Annotated in this window: 14 protein-coding genes; all 14 read left to right on the top strand. The window is 60.4% G+C overall.

The genetic code is table 11. The features are described 5' to 3' along the window. The first annotated feature begins 117 nt into the window (after positions 1-117). The 14 genes from dinB to RM6536_RS00915 all read left to right on the top strand — a co-directional run bounded on the left by dinB (position 118) and on the right by RM6536_RS00915 (position 20,471). On the top strand, positions 118-1,530 hold the full coding sequence (gene dinB / locus RM6536_RS00980) for a DNA polymerase IV (RefSeq protein WP_060823679.1): 1,413 nt from the start codon (positions 118-120) through the stop codon (positions 1,528-1,530). A gap of 295 nt (positions 1,531-1,825) precedes the next feature. Beyond that, positions 1,826-2,227: a DUF3040 domain-containing protein gene (locus RM6536_RS00975; RefSeq protein WP_049337555.1), complete on the top strand. Its 402-nt coding sequence runs from the start codon at positions 1,826-1,828 to the stop codon at positions 2,225-2,227. 555 nt (positions 2,228-2,782) lie between these two features. Continuing rightward, positions 2,783-3,214 (top strand): division/cell wall cluster transcriptional repressor MraZ, encoded by a 432-nt coding sequence (gene mraZ / locus RM6536_RS00970; protein WP_060823678.1) that lies wholly within the window; start codon positions 2,783-2,785, stop codon positions 3,212-3,214. Positions 3,215-3,315: 101 nt separating this feature from the next. Then, the gene (gene rsmH, locus RM6536_RS00965; RefSeq protein ID WP_060823677.1) at positions 3,316-4,380 is read left to right on the top strand and encodes a 16S rRNA (cytosine(1402)-N(4))-methyltransferase RsmH; all 1,065 of its coding nucleotides are present in this window, start codon (positions 3,316-3,318) and stop codon (positions 4,378-4,380) included. 20 nt (positions 4,381-4,400) lie between these two features. After that, positions 4,401-5,390, top strand: a complete 990-nt coding sequence (locus tag RM6536_RS00960; protein ID WP_060823676.1) for an amino acid ABC transporter ATPase — start codon at positions 4,401-4,403, stop codon at positions 5,388-5,390. Between the two features lie 62 nt (positions 5,391-5,452). Next, on the top strand, positions 5,453-7,318 hold the full coding sequence (locus RM6536_RS00955) for a peptidoglycan D,D-transpeptidase FtsI family protein (protein ID WP_060823675.1): 1,866 nt from the start codon (positions 5,453-5,455) through the stop codon (positions 7,316-7,318). A gap of 168 nt (positions 7,319-7,486) precedes the next feature. Then, on the top strand, positions 7,487-9,232 hold the full coding sequence (locus RM6536_RS00950) for a Mur ligase family protein (RefSeq protein ID WP_060823674.1): 1,746 nt from the start codon (positions 7,487-7,489) through the stop codon (positions 9,230-9,232). Further along, positions 9,225-10,844, top strand: a complete 1,620-nt coding sequence (locus RM6536_RS00945) for a UDP-N-acetylmuramoyl-tripeptide--D-alanyl-D-alanine ligase (protein WP_060823673.1) — start codon at positions 9,225-9,227, stop codon at positions 10,842-10,844. The genes RM6536_RS00950 and RM6536_RS00945 overlap by 8 nt, the downstream gene beginning before the upstream one ends. A 6-nt stretch (positions 10,845-10,850) precedes the next feature. After that, positions 10,851-12,056, top strand: coding sequence for a phospho-N-acetylmuramoyl-pentapeptide-transferase (gene mraY, locus RM6536_RS00940; RefSeq protein WP_060823672.1), 1,206 nt, complete (start codon positions 10,851-10,853; stop codon positions 12,054-12,056). After that, positions 12,056-13,642, top strand: a complete 1,587-nt coding sequence (murD, locus tag RM6536_RS00935; RefSeq protein WP_060823671.1) for a UDP-N-acetylmuramoyl-L-alanine--D-glutamate ligase — start codon at positions 12,056-12,058, stop codon at positions 13,640-13,642. The genes mraY and murD overlap by 1 nt, the downstream gene beginning before the upstream one ends. Before the next feature lie 149 nt (positions 13,643-13,791). Next, positions 13,792-16,023 (top strand): FtsW/RodA/SpoVE family cell cycle protein, encoded by a 2,232-nt coding sequence (locus RM6536_RS00930; protein ID WP_060823670.1) that lies wholly within the window; start codon positions 13,792-13,794, stop codon positions 16,021-16,023. Between the two features lie 210 nt (positions 16,024-16,233). Next, the gene (gene murG, locus RM6536_RS00925; protein WP_060823669.1) at positions 16,234-17,334 is read left to right on the top strand and encodes an undecaprenyldiphospho-muramoylpentapeptide beta-N-acetylglucosaminyltransferase; all 1,101 of its coding nucleotides are present in this window, start codon (positions 16,234-16,236) and stop codon (positions 17,332-17,334) included. Beyond that, positions 17,334-18,833, top strand: coding sequence for a UDP-N-acetylmuramate--L-alanine ligase (murC, locus tag RM6536_RS00920; RefSeq protein WP_060823668.1), 1,500 nt, complete (start codon positions 17,334-17,336; stop codon positions 18,831-18,833). Before murG ends, murC begins: the two co-directional genes overlap by 1 nt. 9 nt (positions 18,834-18,842) lie before the next feature. Continuing rightward, positions 18,843-20,471 (top strand): cell division protein FtsQ/DivIB, encoded by a 1,629-nt coding sequence (locus RM6536_RS00915; protein ID WP_231917974.1) that lies wholly within the window; start codon positions 18,843-18,845, stop codon positions 20,469-20,471. The last annotated feature ends 110 nt before the right edge of the window (positions 20,472-20,581 follow it).

The following is a 20,581-nucleotide window of genomic DNA, read 5'->3' as shown; positions in this document are numbered from 1 at the left end:
GGAGAAAAGCCCAAGAGAACGCATTTACGAACACGTTTACGATATATTGCCTCTATTTTTCGTAGAAATGTGCTATATTTTCGGTAGGTGGGCGTAGAAGCTATGAGAGGAGGCGACATGGGGCAGACGCGAACCGGCAAGAATAGCGGTGCGAGGAACAGTGGTGCAAGGAATGGCCGCGTCATTATGCACCTGGACATGGATGCCTTCTTCGTCAACGTCGAACTCCTCGAAAACCCCGCCCTGCGCGGCGAACCCATCATCGTGGCACCCCTGGGGCCCCGTTCGGTCGTCTGCTCCGCCTCCTACGAGGCACGCGCCCACGGAGTGCGCTCCGGCATGCCGCTCAGCCGCGCCCGGAACCTCAGCCCCAACGCCACCGTCCTGCCGCTGCGCGGCGACTACCGGCACTACTCCCGCGCCGTCATGGCAATCCTGAACGATCTGAGCCCCTACGTTGAGCAGGTCAGCGTGGATGAAGCCTTCGTGGACCTAACCGGCGCCTACCTACACGGTCAAGACCCCGTCGCCCTGGCGCAGTGCGCTCGCGACCGCATCGCCCAGGAACTCTCCCTGCCTTCCTCCGCGGGGGTTGCGCCCAATAAACTGCTCGCCAAAATGGCCTCCACCGGTAGTAAACCGAACGGGCTGTGGGTCATCCCGCCCGAGCGCGTTCAAGAATTTCTTGACCCGAGAAAAGTTTCCGACCTGTGGGGAGTGGGCGCGAAAAGCACCGAGCAGCTCTCCCGATACGGTATTCACACCATCGCCCAGATGAGGTCCATGAGCCTGGACTGGTTCAAAGAACGCTTCGGCACCGCCCAGGGCGAGCACCTCTGGGCCATGGCGCGCGGCATTGACGAGCGCCCCGTGATCACCGAACGCGAAGAGAAAAGCATGGGTGGCGAGCACACCTTCGAGACGGATACGACCGATGCCCGGGAGATTAGTGCTGCTATTCGGGAGCTGAGTCTCAAGCTGGGAAAGCGCCTGCGCACCGCAGGGAAACTCGCCGGCGGGCTCAGTCTCAAAATCCGCTACAGCACCTTCGAAACGCATACCCGCGCTATTGCCCTGAACGTACCCGTGGACTCCGGCATGCAGATTGCCTCCTTGGCGTTGGAAGCACTGCGCGCAGATGGAATCTTGGTAGGGCAGGATGCGCCCCGCGCCCTGCGACTTATCGGAGTGCGCGCCGAAAAGCTCGCCCGCGCAGAAGACGGGGTGCAACAAACCCTCTTCGATTCCATCGAGAGTGGGGCAAGCTCACGCTCCGCACAAACCGCCTCTGCACAAACCGCCTCTGCACAAACTGTCTCTGTGCAACGAGGCGGCGGGGGAGCGGGCAATAGCCTGGGGTCTGGTGCTCGCCTCGTGAAAAGCGGCAGATGGTCCGAGGTGGAGCACGTCATGGACGCCATTCACCGCAAGTACTCGCAGGAAAGCCTCAAACCAGCCTCCGGAGTCACCGCGCCTGAGAAGAATATCGAAGAGAAGAATATCGAAGAAAAGAGCCACAATAAGGAATAGCTGAGGGGCAACAACTGGGGAGTCGATACAGCCTGGGCCATAGCATGGTCAGCGGCTATATCGCAGCCGGTTACTCGTAAAGTGCGGGCGAGGAACACCTTCGCAGAAGGCGGAAGAAAGACATAAAGAGCTTCTGACCGAAAAAGAATGCGCCAACCCCACCCGGCGCGGTACGATGGGAAGCATACGGCCGGCAAGAAGCGCTCACCGCGCTAGCTGATACACTAGCTAACCCGGTCCTAACCCGGTTGATACCGACGTCATCTTGAGCAAAGACACCTCAAAGGAGAAAACGATGGCACTGTCCGAGCGTGAACAGAAGGTTCTGGACCAGCTCGAAGAACTCATGAGCAATGAGGATCCGCACTTTGCCTCCTCCATGTCTTCAACCGGCAATACCGCGCCGGTCTTTAGCGCTCGCCACTTGGCTCTCGGTATTCTCTTCGTTCTCATTGGCCTGGGCATCATTATTGGTGCGGTCGCATCTAACATGATTTGGCTGGGTGTATTCGGCTTCCTCTTCGCGGCCGGTGGCGTGTACTTCGCAACCACCAGCAAGAAGACCCCGGTAGATTCCTTCCTCGGTGGTAAGGCGGAAGGCGCAGCCCGTGTGCGTCAGCGTGAGCAGAAGGAACGCTCTTCCTTCATGAACCGCCTGGAGGACCGTTGGGATGAGCGTAATAACGGTCAGCTCTAAAGCGTTCAGTTCTAAAGTATTCAGGGTGCAGAAGCTTCGCGGCCCAGCTCATAGGGCTGACCCCCGACGCGAAAATCTCAAAACTCAAGACTGACTCAAGACTGATTAAGCGGAGGTAAGAATTCTCTTACCTCCGCTTTTTCTATGCCCGAACTGGTGAGAGATGGAAGTATGAGGGGCTGGTGGGCGGAGCACGCCAAACCCCGAAACTAACCCCCCTGAAACTAGCCCCGCCCTTGAGCCTGGACATGGCAAGCATGATGAGGGTGGAGCGCTGAGTACGCACGCCCGAAGCTGTGTAGAAGCTGTGCGTCAGCGTTAAAAATGCAGAAGAGAGCATAAAAACACTAAAAGATACTCTGCCGGGTGGGGTAGGTGGTGGAAAGTGGGGTAAAGTGGAGAGGAAAGCTGAAAGTCAGTCCTATCGCCGTGCCCTCAAACACGCGGCGGAGGCGCCGGCCCGGCACACCCCGCCACCGGCACCTCCAAGGATTGTGGAGCAACCCCGCTCCCGCAGGCTTTAGCGCAACGGCACACATCGGGGAGGTGAAGTGAATGTTCCTTGGTACCTACTCACCACGAATGGACGCCAAAGGACGCATCATCCTTCCCGCCAAATTCCGTGAGGAACTCTCAGCAGGCCTCGTTCTGACCCGCGGTCAAGAACGATGCCTGTACGTTTTCCCCGCCGCAGAATTTGAACGCATCCACGAACAGATGCGCACCGCACCCCTGCCGGGACGAGCCGCCCGAGACTTCCTGCGAGTTTTCCTCTCAGGAGCCTCCGACGAACTGCCCGACAAGCAGGGACGCATCACCATCCCGCCGATACTGCGCCAATACGCGGGGCTGACCGACAACCTCGTCGTCATCGGATCCGGAACCCGCGCAGAAATCTGGGATGCCGCAGCCTGGGAAGAATACCTCGCCCGCACCGAAGCTGAATTCGCTGCCCTCGACGAGGACCCGTTCAGCCCGCTGCTCTAACCGGCATCCCGCCGACGCGACGGCTACCGCCCCGGCATCTCTAGCACCCGCACCACTCTTCCGTAAGCCTTCCCGCAGGACAAACTCTCACAGGAGCACCCATGAGCGTAGAACACGCCCCCGAAACCGGTACGACCGCCTCCGGCGCTGCCGCTAAGGTGACCGGCGCATCCATTGAGAACCTCTCCCAGCGTGAAGCCAGCGAACGCCACGTGCCCGTCATGCTGGACCGTTGCATTAACCTGCTGGCGCCCGGTATTGAGCGTGCCGTTGAGGAACGCGGCACCGCCTACGTTATTGATGGTACCCTCGGCATGGGTGGCCACTCCGAGGCGCTGCTCGAACGCTTCGAAAACCTTGTTTTGATCGGTATTGACCGCGACCTGCAGGCGCACGCCATCGCCGGTGAGCGTCTGGCACGCTTCGGTGAGCGTTTCGTGCCCGTCCACGCCGTCTACGATGAAATTGACCGCGCCATGGAAACCGCCGGCGTGCAGGGCATCGACGGCATCCTGATGGACCTGGGCGTCTCCTCCATGCAGCTGGACGAACGCACCCGCGGCTTCGCCTACTCCTACGACGCGCCCCTGGACATGCGCATGAACTCCGAAGATGAGCTCACCGCCCGCATTGTCGTCAACGAATACAGTGAAGACCAGCTGCGCCGCATTATCCGCAACTGGGGCGAAGAGAAGTTCGCATCGCGTATCGCCCGCGCCATCTGCACCGCCCGCGCCAACGCGCCCCTGGAAACCACCGGTGAGCTCGTGCGCATTATCCAGAAGGCGGTGCCCGTCGCCGCGCAGCGCACCGGCGGCCACCCCGCCAAGCGTACCTTCCAGGCGTTGCGTATCGAGGTGAACCACGAGCTTGAAGCCCTCGAACGCGCCGTGCCGGCAGCCCTGGAGGCGCTCAACCTCGGCGGCCGATTCGTCGCCATGAGCTACCACAGCCTCGAAGACAAAATCGTCAAGAGGGCACTGACCGCAGAGGCAACCTCCAAGGCGCCCAAGGGCTTCCCGGTAGAGCTTGAAGAACACAAGCCCACCGTCAAAATCATTACCCGCGGCGCCGAACCGCCTACCGACGAGGAAATCGAACAGAACTCCCGCGCCGCCAGCGCCAAGCTGCGCGCCGCCGAGAAGATCCGCATCCCCGCCAAGTAGAAGACAGAAAGCGAAGAAGAGTGAGCACCCAGCACGCATCCCAGCGCCCCACCCGCACCCAGGGCGCCCCGCGGAGTCGACGCGCCGGTTCCTCGCGCCCTGCCGCCGGCACCCCCGGCGCCGTTGGCTCTACCCGCGCATCCTCTACTGGCTCTACCGGCGGCGCTACCGGGGTGAGCCGCGCCTCCACCCGAGCCCACTCCGGCCGTACCCGCGCCGCGCGTCTGGAGCCGGTCACCGCCTCCCAGCCGGTGGTCCGCCCCGCCAGCACCGCCGCATCGCACGGCGGTAAGCGCACCTCAACGAACGCAAGCCGTGTTCCCTCGAGCGTCCGTGCAGCAGCACGCACCGAAGAGACCCGAGAAGAGAAGCCTAAGCAGCGTAACCCGCTGTCCACTGTGCGCCGCCGAGCACGTAAGCTCAGCCCGCCCACGATGCTCGCTGTCTTCGCGGCAATCCCGCTGACCCTGATCTTTATTCTGCTGCTCAACGTGCTGATTGTGAGCCGCCAGTACGACATGGTGGATTTGCGTGCGCAGGAGCAGCAGCTTGTGCAAGAAAACCAGGCGCTGCAGCAGGAGATTGGCTTCAAGGAAGCCCCGCAGGATTTGGCGATTCGAGCAAGTACCCTGGGCATGTTTGTGAGCTCTTCGCAGGCGACCCTGAACCTGCAGTCCTCCACGATTGAGGGCACCCCCACCCCGGTTGCAAGCCCGACCGGTGCTGAAGGGTCTAAGCAGGAGAACCTGATTGCGCCTCCGGCGGCCGGCTCGAACGAAAGCTACGCCAAGGGCATTGTGGAAGCTGACAAGTCCGTCCAGCAGCGACACGGCCAGGCGAGTGCTGCGGCTAAGGCATCTGCAAGCGCCTCGGCAAGCCCTACTCAGCAGGCTAACCCGGCACAGCAGGCTAACCCAGCGCAGCCCGCACCGAGCCCCTCAGCTAGCCCCGCCGCTTCCGCCGCACCGAGCGCCGCTCAGCAGCCCGCAGCAAGCCAGGCTGCACGATAAACACCATTGACCACAGGATGCGTAGCATCACCGATAGACTAGACCAGCGAAAGGACCACCGCATGAGCTCCGACGCGCGTAAGAACGCGAACGAATCGGCATCCGGTCAGCCGGATCTGACCCGCCGTGGCTTTGTCTCAGGCGCCGCTGCCACCTGCGCTCTGGGCGTCATCGGTGCGAACCTGTTTATCCGCCAGGGCTTTGATCCCGGTGCGGTGGCGAATGCGTCCCGTCAGAAGCGTCTGCGCTCGCAGGTGCTTCCGGCTGTGCGCGGTCAGATTCTCGATATCAACGGCAACGTTATGGCGCGTACTGTGCAGCGTTATAACCTGACCGCAGATCAGAGCGCCGTGGCGACCTTCAAGCGTTACAACGAGGACCGCACCCAGAAGATTGAGGTGACCCCCAACCAGCTGGTGTACGAGATGGTCGATATTCTCAAGACCGTTGACCCGGGCATTACCGACGAGTTCATCAAGTCCAAGCTGGATGGCACCTCCAAGTACTCGGTGATTAAGGCGAATATCACCCCGGAAATTTTCAATAAGATTGATGCCCTGGGTGCGCCCTTCATCTACGGTGAGGCGTTCTCCCAGCGCCTGTACCCCAATGGCAGTGTGGGCGGCTCTGTGGTCGGCAAGTACAACATTGTTGAAGAGGCTGACGGCAACGGTAAGGGCGGTACGGTTTCCCGTAACTTCTCGGTGGGCATTGAGCGTGTCTTCGAAAAGGAGCTTGCCGGTACTCCCGGTGAGCGTACCTACGAGATTAGTGCTGATGGTGTGCGTATCCCCGTGGCGAAGGAAGAGCAGCGCCTGGCGGTGGACGGTAAGAATATTCGTCTGACCATTAACCGTGATGTGCAGTATTTTGCGCAGCAGGTGGTACGTGCTCGCGCTGAGGAGCTGAAGGCTGAATGGTGTACCGCCATTGTTATGGATGTGCGTGACGGCTCCATTTTGGCTCTCGCTGATTCCTCTACGATGGACCCGGGTGCGGCAACCATTGAGGATGCGGCGGATATGACTCCGCGCGCTATTTCGCAGAACGTGGAGCCCGGTTCGACCGAGAAGATGCTGACTTCTTCTGCGTTGATTGAGCAGGGCCTGACGACTCCGACTAGTGTGTATGATGTGCCCGCGACCCTCACGATTGACGGCCAGACTTTCAAGGATGCGTTTGAGCACGGGGCGCAGCGGCGTACTTTCTCGGGCATTATTCATGACTCGATGAACACCGGTACGGTGCTGGTCGGTCAGAAGCTCAGCAAGGAAGAGCGCTACAACTGGTTGAAGAAGTACGGCGTCGGCGAGTTTACCGGCATTGAGCTGACCGGTGAGGAGCAGGGTATAATCGCTGATTGGCGTGATTGGGATGGCCGTCAGCAGTACACTGTGCTGTTCGGTCAGGGTGTTGCGCAGACTCCGCTGCAGACCGCCATGATTTTCCAGGCGCTGGGCAATAAGGGCGTTCGTCTGAAGCCGCGCATTGTGGACGCGATCATTGACGCCGACGGTACCGAACATAAGCGTGCCGTAGAGCCTGGCGAACGCATGGTCAGCGAGGAGACTGCCGCTTCCTGCCTGACTCTCATGGAGAATGTGGTGGAGCAAGGCCACGCCCGTCCGGCGAAGGTGACCGGCTACCGCGTGGGCGGTAAGACCGGTACTGCGGAAACTCCGAGTGAGAAGGGCGGCTACGACGGCAACACGACCTCCTTTATTGGTGTGGCGCCGATTGAGAACCCGCAGTTCTTGGTGGCGGTGACCATGCAGCGTCCTGAGGGTAGCGTGGGTGCGAACGGTACGACGGCTGAGTTCTCCAAGATTATGGAGAAGACCCTGCACACCTATAATGTGCCGCGTTCTACCGGTGAACCGGAGTTGATTCCGCTTTTTGCTGAGGATAGCCCCAATAAGACGAGCTAAAGGCGAGCGGGGGAGAGGTTCCCGGTAGCTGATTCGTGATGAAGAAGCCCCGGGACTGAACACCTGTCGAAGCCTAAAGCCCGTAGAATATTGAATGACCCTGTGTGCCTTGAGCGCATTGACCATACAGAGCTCACCGCTTCGGACAGCGGAGAGGAAAGAAGGACGATGGATACCGCATCTCACGCACCCGGCCAGAACCTGCTGGGCGGCGACGCTCAGACTCTGCGCCCGAATGCTGTGCGCCCGGTGAGTTTGGCGCACCTTCGCGAACATCTGCAGGGATTGGGTGCTCAGGTGAGTTCCCAGCTGGCTAGTGGCGTTCAGGGTTCTGAATCCGGTGATTCCGTTGAGGTTACCGGTATTAGCATGGACTCCCGAGGTGTTCGCCCGCAGGACCTGTACGTGGCTCTGCCCGGTGCGAAGGTGCACGGTGCGCAGTTTGCTGAGGCCGCGTTGAATCTGGGTGCTTCCGCTATTTTGACGGATGCTGCCGGTGCGCAGCTGCTGGGTGAGGCGCCGGTGCCTGTCCTGGTGACTGAGAACCTGCGCGAGTACGTTGGTCCGTTGGCTGCGCTGATTTATGGTTCGGCTTCGTTCCCCGCTACTCACCGTTACGCGGTGACCGGTACGAACGGTAAGACCACCTCCACCTACATGTTGGAGTCGGTGTTCCGCACCGGCCTGGGTGTGAAGACGGGTCTGATTGGCACTATTCAGATTCTGATTGATGGTGTGTCGGTTCCTTCGAAGATGACCACCCCGGAGTCTCCTCACGTGCATTCTCTGCTGACGATTATGGGTCAGCATCAGGTGCGTTGCGCGGCGATGGAGGTGTCCTCGCACGCGATTGATTACCACCGTGTGGACGGCGTGAAGTATGCGGTTGCTGGCTTTACGAACCTGACTCAGGATCACCTGGATCTGCACGGCACCATGGAGCATTATTTCGACTCGAAGGCTCAGCTGTTCACTCCCGAGCGCGCCGAGCTGGCGGTGATTACTGCTGATGACGAGTGGGGCGAGAAGATGTTCTCCACCGCTTGCGAGCAGATGGGTGCGCAGCAGGTTCACCGTCTGGTAACTGCTCGAGGTACCGGCCTGGCTGAGGTGCCCGCAGAGTTTGGTGCCCGCGATTGGGCTGTGGTGAAGGTTCAGCGTGAGGGCCTGGGCCACCGCTTCCACGTGGCTAATGGTGCCGGTGAGAGCATTGAATGTTACACCGGTCTGCCCGCTGATTTTAACGTTTCGAATGCCGCGCTGGCGGCGCTCATGGCGTACCTGGACACTGACTCTGCTGAGCGTGAGCGCCTGCTGCCCGAGCTGGCGTCCGGTTCGGCTCTGACTCCGGTGGTGCCGGGCCGTATGCAGCTGATTTCTTTGGCTCCGCACGCGATTGTGGACTTTGCCCACAACCCTGACGGCCTGACCCGTGCCCTGGAGGCGATGGACCGCCCCGGCGACGGCAAGGTCATGATTGTTTTCGGCGCGACCGGTGAGCGTGACCAGCTCAAGCGCCCGATTATGGGTGCGATTGCGGCACAGTACGCAGATATTGTGGTTGTGACTGATGACGATCCGCACGGTGAGGCGCCCGAGCCGATTCGTGCCGCCGTTGAGGAGGGCGCGCAGAAGGCTGAGAACCGCCGAGCCACCCAGATCCTGAATATTTCTCCGCGTGCCGCCGCTATTGATGCGGCAATTGCCCTGGCGGGCGAGCATGACGCCATCCTGATTGCTGGCCGCGGCCACGAAACCGAACAGGATGTTGACGGCGTGGATATCGCCCTGGACGACCGCGTTGAAACCGCCCGTGCCCTGCGTGCGCACGGTTTCGAGATCCTGCCTGACTACCAGCGCATGCTCGATGAAAGTGACTCTAAGACCGCTGAAGGTATGGTGAAGAATGATTAAGCTCAGCGCCGCCCAGATTATTGAGGCAACCGGCGGCACCGCTATCGGCCTGGAGGGCCGTGAGGAGCAGGTGTACGCAGACTTCGCCACCACCGACTCCCGTGAGGTGCAGACCGGTACCCTGTTCGTGGCGAAGCCCGGCGCGGTCACTGACGGCCACAGGTTCATCCCCATGGCGTTTGAGAAGGGTGCGACCCTGGCGCTGGTCGAGCGTGAAGTACTCGACGAGCAGGGCGTGCCCTACCCGAGCATCCAGGTGCCCGATGTGGTGCTGGCGATGGGCGATTTGGCGCGCTACTCCATTGAGCAGATGCGCACTCAGGGCGAGCTGACCGTTATCGGTATTACCGGTTCTGCCGGTAAGACCACCGCCAAGGACCTTCTTGCCGCCATTTTCACCCCGGAGGGCCCGACCGTTGCCCCGGTCGGCTCCTACAACAGTGAAGTGGGCGTGCCCCTGACCGTTTTCCGCGCGGATGAGTCCACCCGCTACCTGGTCATTGAGATGGGTGCGGACCGTGTGGGCAACATCGAGTACCTGGCGAATATTGCGCACCCCGACCACGGTGCGATTCTGAAGGTTGGTACCGCGCACGCTGGCGAGTTCGGCGGCGTGGACAATATTGAGCGCACCAAGGGCGAGCTGGCTGAGGGCGTTCAGCCGACCGGTTCCCTGGCGCTGAACGCTGACGATGAGCGCGTACTGCGTATGGCGTCGCGTTCGGTTGCACCCATTACCTACTTTGGCGTGGGTGAGAAGACCGACGCGAACGGCCAGCCCTACGAACGCTACGTGGCGGCGCTGAACCTGCGCACCACCGACGCCGGCTGCCCCGAATTCACTCTGCGCCTGCCCGACGGTAGCGAGTACGAGATTTCCTCGCAGCTGATCGGTGAGCACCACGTGCACAACCTGCTGGCTGCGGCGACGATCGCCTACAACAGCGGTATTTCGGGTGAGAAGATTGCTCGCGCCCTCAACAAGGCGGCGGCAGCTTCGAAGTGGCGTATGGCCCGCACCGACCGTGCCGACGGCGTGACCGTCATTAACGACGCCTACAACGCGAACCCCGAGTCGATGGCTGCGGCACTGCGCACTCTGGCGCAGCTGGGCCGCACCGTTGACCCGGCGACCGGTCAGCCGCACCGCACCTGGGCTGTTCTGGGCGCCATGCTGGAGCTCGGTGACGCCTCCGTGGAGGAGCACGACCGCATCGGCCGCCTCGTGGTGCGTATGAACATTTCCAAGCTGATTGCTGTGGGTGATGAGACGAAGCCGACCTACAACGCGGCTCACCTGGAAGGCTCCTGGGGTAATGAGGCGACCTGGGTGAAGACCCCGGAAGAGGCAGAGCAGATTCTGCGCGCCGAGGTTCGCCCCGGCGACATTGTGCTCTTCAAATCCTCGAACGGCGCGAAGCTGGGCATTCTGGGCGACCAGGTTGCTTTCGCTGAGTACACCTTCGGCACTGAGGAAGAGCAGGCACCGACCTGGCTTTCTGCCGGTGACTTTGTTGAAACCACCGATTTGAGTGACCACCTTGCCGCTCACCTGGACGGTGCCGCTAACGGTGACCGTACCTCGACCGAACAGACCACGAACGAAGGGTAGCGCTTTATGATTACCGTGCTGATTGCTGGAATCTTCGGATTCCTCATCTCCCTCACCGCGCTGCCGGTGTTCATCAAGAAGATGAAGTCCCTCAAGCTTGGCCAGCTCATTCGTGAGGAAGGCCCGGCAGCCCACCAGCATAAGGCGGGCACCCCCACTATGGCAGGTCTAATCTTCATCCCCGCGGCGATTCTCGCCTACTTCTTGACCCTGGCGGTGAGCGCCCTGCTCTTTGGTACCGCGCCGGTACCGACCGCGACCGCGTGGCTGACCATCGCCTTCACCCTGGGCATGCTCGGTGTGGGTGCGGCGGACGACATCATGAAGTTCCGCAATAAGGGCAACGAGGGTCTGACCGAGAAGCAGAAGACCATTGGTCTGCTGGCTGTGACCCTGCCCTTTGCGTACTTGGCATTCCAGTTCCCGAACGAGTCGGGTGCTCGCCCGGCGTCGACCGCTATCTCTTTTGTACGTGACCTGCCCATCGACCTGTTCGCGGCGGGTGCGGTCTTCGGCAGCATCCTGATGGTTGCGTGGATTACCATCATCTCTCTGTCCGGCACGAACGCTGTAAACTTCACCGATGGTCTGGACGGCCTGGCTGGCGGCATCATGATGACCATCTTCTCCGGCTACCTGACCATCAGCATCTGGCAGTACGTGCACGCCTGCTCCGCTGGCGCCGGCACCGCCTGCTACGATGTGCGCGACCCCGGTTCGCTGGCACTGATTGCCGCATCCCTGGTGGGTTCGCTGGCGGGCTTCCTCTGGTGGAACGTGTCGAAGGCACAGATCTTCATGGGCGACTCCGGCTCCCTGGCACTCGGTGGCGCAATGGTTGCTTTCGCGCTGTTCACCCGCACCGAGCTGCTTCTGCTGGTCATCGCTCTGATCCCCGTGCTGGAAGTGTTCTCTGTGATCGTGCAGAAGTTCGTGTTCAAGACCAGCCGTAAGCGTTCGGTTGCAGCGGGGGAGAAGCCCCTGCACGCGCACCGCTACTTCCGTATGACCCCCTTCCACCACCACATGGAGAAGGTCGGCGTCAACGGCAAATACTCAATTGATAAGAAGGGTCTTGCCCCCGGTACCGTCAGCAGCGGCGAAGTGAACTCCGTGTTCCGCCTCTGGGTTGTTAACGCCCTCTGCGTGCTCGTTGCCCTGGCGCTGTTCTTCGGTGACTGGTTCTCGCAGACTTCTGGAGTGATTCACTAATGTCAACTAATGAACAGCCGGATGCCGCTCGCATTGAAGCGAACGCCGCCGCTATTGCGGTGAACCCGGTATATGAGAACGAGCGCCTCGCGGAGCTGACTCACTGGGGTGCCCCCTGGGCTAACCTGCGCGTGGTTGTGGTGGGCATGGGTACCAGCGGCGACGCCGCGACCGATGTGCTCGCCCAGCTGGGTGCACATATCGTTGTCATCGACGGGGCTGACACCCCGGAGAAGCGTGAGCGCATCGAGATTTACAAGAACGCCTACGGTAATGTTGAGGGCCTGTTCGGTCCCGAGCACATGCGTGCACTGCCCCTGGTGGACGGTCAGGAACCCGAGCTTGTGGTGACCTCCCCGGGCGTGCGTCCGGACCACCCGGTCATGCTGGACGCCTATGAGCGTCGCATCCAGATTTGGGGCGATGTGGAGCTGGCGTGGCGCCTGAATGAGCGCAGCGACCGACCGACCCCCAAGTGGCTGTGCCTGACCGGTACGAACGGTAAGACCACCACCGTGGGTATGGTTGATTCCATCCTGAAGGCTGCCGGTAAGAAGTCTATTCAGGTGGGTAACGTGGGCATGCCCATCGTGTACGCCATTGCCGACGATGAGCCCTATGAGTTCTTCGCGGTGGAGCTGTCCAGCTTCCAGCTGCACTGGACCTACTCGATGTCCCCGTATGCTTCGGTGGTTCTGAACATCGCTGAGGATCACGTGGACTGGCACGGCTCGTTCGACGCCTACAAGGCCGATAAGGCACGTGTGTACGAGCACACTCAGGTTGCCTGCATCTTCAACACCGACCACGTAGACACCCTGCGCATGGTCGAGAACGCGGACGTTATTGAGGGCGCTCGCGCGATTGGTTTCAGCTCCACTGAGATGCCCGCCGTGTCGATGCTCGGCCTGGCTGAGGACATCATGGTGGACCGTGCCTTCTTGAAGAACCGCTACAACGAGGCGTACGAGCTGGCTGTTCTAGAGGATTTGGCACCGGCACCCGGTAAGATGCCCGCGAAGCACACCGTGGAGAACGCTCTGGCGGCTGCGGCGCTGTGCCGTGCGGCTGATATTGACCCGAAGACTGTGGGCGCTGGCCTGCGTTCCTTCAAGACCGGTGCGCACCGTAACCAGCTGGTGGGCTACGCAAACGACATCATGTGGGTGAACGATTCGAAGGCTACGAATCCTCACGCCGCGAATGCGTCGATGAGCGGCTACCCGTCTCTGGTATGGATTGCTGGCGGCCTGTCGAAGGGTGTTGAGTACGATGAGCTGATCGCCGCTCACGCTCAGCGCCTGAAGGCTGTGCTGATTATCGGTACTGATACTGCGGCGTTGAAGTCGGCGTTGGCTAACCACGCTCCGGAGGTTCCGACCTACAATATGACCGCCGCTGTGGCTGATTCTTCGGACGGCATTGCCGTGATGAACGCGGCCGTTGCGAAGGCTGCTGAGCTGGCGCATCCGGGCGATACCGTGCTGATGGCTCCCGCGTCTGCGTCGATGGACCAGTTCAAGAATTATGCGGTGCGCGGTGATGCGTTTGCGAATGCTGTTGCCGCCCAGCTGGCAGACTCTTAGGACGTTGCCTGCAGGGGGCGTCTCGGGTGACCGGGACGCTTTCTGCGGGTTCTTCTCGGGGGTGGGATGGTAACGGTGTCCCACCCCTGAACCTTTTTCGTGTAGTCGCCACGACGAATCCGTGGCAGTTGAGGCCTATAGGAGGGCATGTGAGTACCAGCGCATCTTCGGAGCGTTCGGCTTCTTCGGCGCGTTCGACCGCGAGTGGTCGTTGGGCGTCTTTGCGAGCCGGTTGGGAGGATTTCTCTGCGCCGTTCCGTGCTCGTGCCGGTAGGCTGTACCGTCGTGGTTTGAAGGCTGACCTGTGGGATGTGCCGGTCATGCTGCTGGTGACCACCTTGGGTCTGGCTATTTTTGGCTGCATTATGGTGCTGTCGGCCTCGAGCGTCACCATGATTTCTCAGGGGCAGTCGCCGTTCTCGCAGGTTTCGTCGCAGGTCATGTTCTTGGTGCTTGGCGTGATTGCGATGGCGGGTATTACGCGTATCCCGGTGGGTGTTTATCACAAGGAGTTTGTGGTGAACGCGATGCTGATTGCCGCGTTGGTCATGCAGCTTGCTGTGGTGGTTGTTGGCGTTGAGGTGAACGGTAACCGTAACTGGTTGAAATTCCCCGGCGGCGTGCAGATTCAGCCGTCGGAGTTTTCGAAGCTGGCGATTATTATGTGGCTGGCGTGGGTGTATAGCCGTCACGGCGATATTTCTCGCAGTATTTGGCGTACTCTGTTCCCCTCGATTTATGGTGTGGGTGCCCTGGTGCTGCTGATTATGCTCGGTGGCGATATGGGTACCGCCATGGTGTACGGCTTCATCTTTGTGGGCATGATGTGGCTGGCGGGTGCTTCTCGCAGCTCGCTGCTGAAGATTGGCGGCGCGTTTGCGGCGTTGGCTCTGGTGGGTGTTCTCAGTAGCGCGAACCGTGTGGCTCGTATTTTCGGTGTTTGGGGTTCGTGTACGAACGCTAACTGTGACCAGGCGAATTCTGGTGAGGTGGCACTGACGACCGGTGGTTTCCTCGGTGTTGGTCTGGGCCAGTCGCGTCAGAAGTACAACTACTTGGCTGAGGCGCATAACGACTATATTTTCGCCATTATTGGTGAGGAGCTGGGCCTGCTGGGTACGCTGGCGGTTCTGCTGCTGTATGCGGGCCTGGTGTATTGTGCGGTTCGTATTATGCTGCGCACTACTGACCCGCTGGTGCGTTTGGCTACGGGCGGCATCATGATTTGGCTGACTTCTCAGGCAATTATCAATATGGGTATGGTGTCCCGTATTTTGCCGGTGATTGGTGTGCCTCTGCCGTTTGTCTCTTATGGCGGTTCGTCGCTGTTGTCTTCGTTGTTTGCGGCGGGTTTGTTGTTGGCGTTTGCGCGGCAGACTCCGTTGCGTGGCGCGACGGCACCGTCGAATATTGAGACCCAGAGCGCGCGTGAGGTTCGTCGTGCGAATGCTGATTGGAAGCGTCGTACGCCCTTGCAGGATGTGCTGAATCAGGAGGAGGCTGCTCGTGCGGCTGCCGGTGGCCACCTGTTGAAGGAACATAATCCTTTGAAGGTTGTTTTCGGCCCGGAGAGTACGTTGCGCCGCTGGTTGGGTTTTGCGCCGGATCAGCAGCGTGAGTTGGCTCGTATGGCTCGTGAGCAGCAGAAGGAGCAGGAGCGTCAGGTTCGGGAGCAGCAGAAGGAGCAGGCTCGTCTGGCTCGTGAGGAAGCTGCCCGTGTGAAGGCAGAGCAGAAGGCCGCAGCGCAGAAGCAGAAAACCGAAACTCAGAAGCAGAAGGCCTCGCAGAAGCCTGCATCGACGGTGGCAACGCCGAAGAAGGCTTCCGCCCAGCCTCGTACCGGTCAGCAGGCTCGTGTTGCTCAGAAGAGCACTGCCTCTACCCGAGCTACACAGGGTAAGCCGGCCGAGGCTCGCCCCGCTCAGAAGACGACTGTTGCGAAGCCTGTAGGCCAGAAGCCTGTGACTCCGAAGCAAGCGGCACCGAAGCAGGCGGTACAGCAGCGCCCCGCTCAGTCTCGTACCGCTCAGGCTGGTGATGCTCAGCCTCGTACTGCTCAGCAGCCTGCCGCGCAGAAGCGAGTGCAGCAGCCTCGCGGTGCCCAGCCTCGTAGCGCCCAGCACCGTCCGTCGGGTTCGCTGCCTGCGGGTCTGCAACCGCTGCATCCTGAGGATCGTCAGCGTCGTGCCCAGCGACAGGGTAATCCTCAGCAGGGTAATCTTCGTCAGGGTGCTCAGCGTCAGGCGGCACCGCGACAGGGTGCCCAGGCAAAGGGCGCCCCGAAGAATGATGCTCCGAAGAACGGTGCTCAGCACGGGCAGCGTCCGGCTCAGGGGGCGGCTCGGAACTCCGCTCAGCGCAACACTCGCCAGCAGGGCTAAGCCCCGTGGAACCCGTTCCGCGAAGCCTGCGTTGCGGGGACTGAGATTCGGGGGAGCGGGTCGCGGTTTGTGCCTCCGCCCGTAATGAATATGTGCTGAATATGAGATAACGCCCTCGCTATTGAGTTATGGCTCAATGGCGGGGGCGCTCTTTTGAACAGGTGCGATAGCGTAAAATGATGCTGTACCGATGTGTTGGGAGAAAGACCTATGACGAAGAAGGCGCCCTCTATAGTCTTCGCCGGTGGTGGCACCGCCGGTCATATTAATCCGATGCTCGCGATTGCGCGTGCGGTTCGTGATCTTGAACCGAACGCTAAGATTCTGATGCTGGGCACTGCGGACAAGATGGAAGCCGAGCTGGTTCCGGCAGCTGGTTTCGATATTGAGTTTATTCCTCGTGCGGCGTTCCCTCGTAGCATTAACCGTGCCGCTTTGGCTTTCCCCGCTAAGTTCTTTGGTGGCCTGTCGAAGACCCGCCGCATCCTCAAGGACGTAGATGCAGATGTGGTCGTTGGCGTGGGCGGCTACGTGTGCCCGCCGGCGTATCTGTCGGCGTTGATGTCTAAGATTCCCGTGGTGATTCATGAGGCGAACGCGAAGCCCGGTTTGGCGAACCGCCTGGGTGGTACGTTCGCGAAGTTCACCGGTGTGGCGTTCCCTAATACTCCGTTCCCGCGCGCGACCCTGGTGGGCATGCCGATGAAGGATGAGATTGCCTACCTGAATCGTGAGGCGCACCGTTCGAAGGCTCGCCGTAACCTGGGTCTGGACCCGCAGAAGCCGACCGTGATTGTGACCGGTGGTTCGCTGGGTGCGCAGAGCCTGAACAACGCGGTGGCGGCGTGCCGTGACCACTTTGCTGAGTGGGACTTCCAGATTCTGCATATTACCGGTAAGGGTAAGGCTGTTCTGGATGAGAACGGTGAGCTGTTGAGCGCGCCGAATTACCGTCAGATTGAGTTCAGCAACGGCATGCAGGATGTGTACGCTGCCGCTGATCTTCTGCTGGTGCGTTCGGGTGCGGCGACCGTCAGTGAGGTTGCTGCGGTGGGTGTTCCCGCGATTTTTGTGCCGCTTCCCATTGGTAATGGTGAGCAGGCTCTGAATGCTCGTTCTCTGGTGGAGGCGTCTGCGGCTCTGCTGGTGAAGGATGCAGAGGTCACCGGTGAGTGGTTTGCCCGTGAGATTCCGGCTCTTATGGCGAACCCGGAGGAGCTGGAGCGTATGGGCGCTGCGGCGTATGAACTTGGTATCCGTGACGCGGCGCGCGTTATGGCTGAAGCAGTATTGAAGGCAGCTGAGAAGTAATGACTGAATTGATGAATCTTGAGATGGTGTTGCCGGCACCGCTGAACCCGCCGTTCCCTGAGCGTGCGAAGATGAGCGAGTTGGGCCGTGTGCACTTCATCGGTATTGGTGGCGCGGGTATGAGCGCTATTGCCGCTCTGATGCTGCAGGCTGGTGTGACGGTGAGCGGTTCTGACCGTGCCGAGTCGGCTGCTGTTGAGTCTTTGCGTGCTGCGGGTGCTCGTGTGGGTGTTCCTCAGCAGGCTGAGAACATTGTGGACGTTGATACCGTGGTGATTTCTACTGCGATTCGTGAGGATAACCCGGAGCTTGCTGCCGCTCGCGCGCAGGGTCTGCGTGTGCTGCATCGTTCTGAAGCGCTTGCCGCTGTGATGGGTGAGTCTCAGGTGATTGCTGTTGCCGGTACTCACGGTAAGAGCACGACCAGCTCCATGATTTCTGTGATGTTTGATCAGCTGGGTGCGGATCCGTCCTTTGCAGTGGGTACTGTGATTGCTGGTCGCGGCACGAACGCTCACTTGGGTGCTCAGGGTCCGGAGTCGATTTTTGTGGCTGAGGCTGATGAGTCGGACGGCTCGTTTGTGCGTTACCGCCCGGCTATTGCTGTGGTGACGAATGTTGAGCCGGACCACCTGGACTTCTACGAGACGGACGAGCGTGTCTTTGAGGCGTTCAACCGTTTTGTGGGTTCGCTGGCACCTAACGGTGTTGTGGTGACCTGCGCTGATGATGAGGGCGCGGCGACTTTGGCGGCTCGTTCTCGTGCGGCGGGTGTGCCCGTGGTGACCTACGGTGAGTCTGAGGATGCTGACCTGCGCATTAGCGAGATTACGAGCGCTGGTTCTTCCTCATCGTCGCACCTGTCGTGGTCTTTTGAATGCCGCGGAGTGCGTTATGAGGGTGAGCAGGATCTTGCTCTGAAGGTGCCCGGTATCCATAACCAGCTGAACGCTTCGGCTGCTTTTATCTCGGCGCTCATTTCTGGTTACGAGGCTGCCGATATTGTTCGTGCGCTGGCTGAGTTTGTGGGCGCTGACCGCCGCTTCACCCTGCGCGGTGAGGTTGCTGGCGTGAAGGTCTTTGACGATTACGCGCACCACCCGACCGAGGTGTTCCGTGCCCTGGAGACCGGCCGTACCGTGGCTGATGGCCATAACCTGTACGTGATTTTCCAGCCGCACCTGTTCTCTCGTACTCGTGAGTTCGCGAAGGAATTTGCGGAGGCCCTGTCGATGGCTGACCGCGCTCATGTGCTGGATATTTACCCGGCTCGTGAGTTGCCGATTGAGGGCGTGACCAGTGAGCTGATTACCGGTGCTGGTTTCTCTGAGGTTCGTTACGCTACGGCTGAGAGCGCGATTGAGGATATTGTGGCCTGCGCTCAGGCCGGCGATATCGTGATGACTGTTGGTGCTGGTGACGTGACCGCTTTGGGTGCGCGTCTGCTGGAGTCCCTGCAGGTCCGTCACGGTGGCGAGTCGAAGAAGTCGGAGGCTTAGGCTGTGCCGATGAGTTCTGGTCTCTCTTCGGAGGGGCATTCCTCCTCGCGCGCGCCGAAGGCCCCGCGTTCGCGTGCTCGTCTGCGTGCCCAGCAAGCACCTGAGAATGTGCAGACTGAGGTGGCACCGGCTGAGGCGGTACAGGCTAAGTCTGTGCAGGCTAAGTCCGTGCAGCCTCAGGTAGCTCAGCCTCAGGCGGCAAAGACCGCAAAGGCTGCCGAATCTGTAAAACCTGCAGCATCCGCTCAGCCTGCCTCTTCTGGGGTATCTGCCGGCTCTGCCGCTACTCAGTCTTCGAGCTCCGTTCGACACATGCCGCGTAAGCCTGTGGTGCATAAGGCCTCCGCTCAGCACGGTACTGATTCTGCGGCTTCCAAGAGCGCTGCGGCGGTTCATTCTTCGGCGCAGTCTTTGAAGGATTCGGTGCGTTCGGCGCTGATGACCGGTCGTACCGTGTCTGAGGTTGAGCACGCTCCCGTGCTGTTTGATGTTGAGGCGTTTGAGGATTCTTCGTCTAAGACTGCATCTTCTAAGACTGCATCTGCTCAGGTCGCGTCCTCGCAGTCGGAGAAGAGCGTAGGCAAGGATAGCGATAAGGGTTCTGACAAGAAGTCGGTGTCCACCGCTGGCAAGGCGTCTGCCGGTTCTGCTGAATCTCGCGAAGAGTCTGCCGCTCCGAAGGCTGAAGAAAGCACCGATAAGACCGTCGATAAGGCAGGGGAGAAGGCCTCTGAAGAGCCTCGCCCCGCGAGCCGTTTCGGTCGTTGGCGTGCTGAGCGTGAGCAGCAGCGTGCCGCGGAGATTGAGAAGGAACGCGAGCGGGCGAGCCGTCAGGCTCAGCGTGAGCGTCTGCGTCAGGATCCGGGCCTGGACGGTCTGCGTGCTGAGGAGCGCCCCCGTAAGGAACGTGCGCCTCTGACTCGTGCCCGTAAGCTGCTGTACACCGCCTCGGCGCTGGCTATTATTGCGGTGCTGTACGTGGTGCTGGTCTTCTTCTCGCCCCTGCTGGCGACTCAGAAGATTACGGTGCGCGGCGCATCCCTGCTGGAAACCAGTCAAGTGGAGCAGAAGCTGGAGCCTCTGCACGGTGTTCCGCTCACTCGCATTGACGAGAAGAAGGTGCGTGAGCTGATTGGGCAGGATAATGTGATTCGTAGTGTGCAGGTGGAGAGCCGCCCGCCGCATGAGCTGGTGGTGACTCTGAAGGAGCGTACCGCGGTTGCGGTTGTGAAGCAGGGCGATACGTACCATACTGTTGATAGTGATGGTGTGAGCCTGCTGGAGTCGGCGACTCAGCCCGATACGTCGGTGCCGCTGGTGCGTTTCAGCGGTGATGACCCGAAGACTTCGGCTGAGTTTCGCACTATTTCTACCGCGCTTTCGGCGATGCCCTCTGAGCTTCTAGCTCAGGTTAAGGAAGCCGGCGCCACCTCAACCTCAAGTATCACTCTAACCTTGAGGGATAATACTACGGTGCAGTGGGGAACCGCTGAGGAGAGCGAGTTGAAGGCTAAGGTCCTTCTCTCCCTGCGCCAGGCTATTGCTAAGCGTGCTCAGGAGGAGAGTTCTTCCGAGGCACAGACGCAGAAGGTGACCGTCTATGACGTGTCTGCCCCGCGCGTACCGGTGACCCGTTAGGGGAGCCATTCAGGCGCTTTATCCTCCCTTTTTGTGTGAAATACACAAAAAGAGGGGGTAATTGCGCTGTGTGACTAGGAACCGACAAAAACAGTTTGGTATCCTAGCAG

This window comes from Rothia mucilaginosa (genome assembly GCF_001548235.1).
Classification (GTDB): domain Bacteria; phylum Actinomycetota; class Actinomycetes; order Actinomycetales; family Micrococcaceae; genus Rothia; species Rothia mucilaginosa_B.
This window is presented reverse-complemented; position numbering and strand designations above follow the sequence as displayed.

What these genes read in the sequence shown, in the direction of transcription:
- mraZ (WP_060823678.1), top strand. Translation starts at nt 2,783, where the DNA reads ATGTTCCTTGGTACCTACTCACCACGAATGGACGCCAAAGGACGCATC.
- murC (WP_060823668.1), top strand. Translation starts at nt 17,334, where the DNA reads ATGACTGAATTGATGAATCTTGAGATGGTGTTGCCGGCACCGCTGAAC.
- murG (WP_060823669.1), top strand. Translation starts at nt 16,234, where the DNA reads ATGACGAAGAAGGCGCCCTCTATAGTCTTCGCCGGTGGTGGCACCGCC.
- dinB (WP_060823679.1), top strand. Translation starts at nt 118, where the DNA reads ATGGGGCAGACGCGAACCGGCAAGAATAGCGGTGCGAGGAACAGTGGT.
- murD (WP_060823671.1), top strand. Translation starts at nt 12,056, where the DNA reads ATGTCAACTAATGAACAGCCGGATGCCGCTCGCATTGAAGCGAACGCC.
- rsmH (WP_060823677.1), top strand. Translation starts at nt 3,316, where the DNA reads ATGAGCGTAGAACACGCCCCCGAAACCGGTACGACCGCCTCCGGCGCT.
- RM6536_RS00945 (WP_060823673.1), top strand. Translation starts at nt 9,225, where the DNA reads ATGATTAAGCTCAGCGCCGCCCAGATTATTGAGGCAACCGGCGGCACC.
- RM6536_RS00950 (WP_060823674.1), top strand. Translation starts at nt 7,487, where the DNA reads ATGGATACCGCATCTCACGCACCCGGCCAGAACCTGCTGGGCGGCGAC.
- mraY (WP_060823672.1), top strand. Translation starts at nt 10,851, where the DNA reads ATGATTACCGTGCTGATTGCTGGAATCTTCGGATTCCTCATCTCCCTC.
- RM6536_RS00955 (WP_060823675.1), top strand. Translation starts at nt 5,453, where the DNA reads ATGAGCTCCGACGCGCGTAAGAACGCGAACGAATCGGCATCCGGTCAG.
- RM6536_RS00975 (WP_049337555.1), top strand. Translation starts at nt 1,826, where the DNA reads ATGGCACTGTCCGAGCGTGAACAGAAGGTTCTGGACCAGCTCGAAGAA.
- RM6536_RS00915 (WP_231917974.1), top strand. Translation starts at nt 18,843, where the DNA reads ATGAGTTCTGGTCTCTCTTCGGAGGGGCATTCCTCCTCGCGCGCGCCG.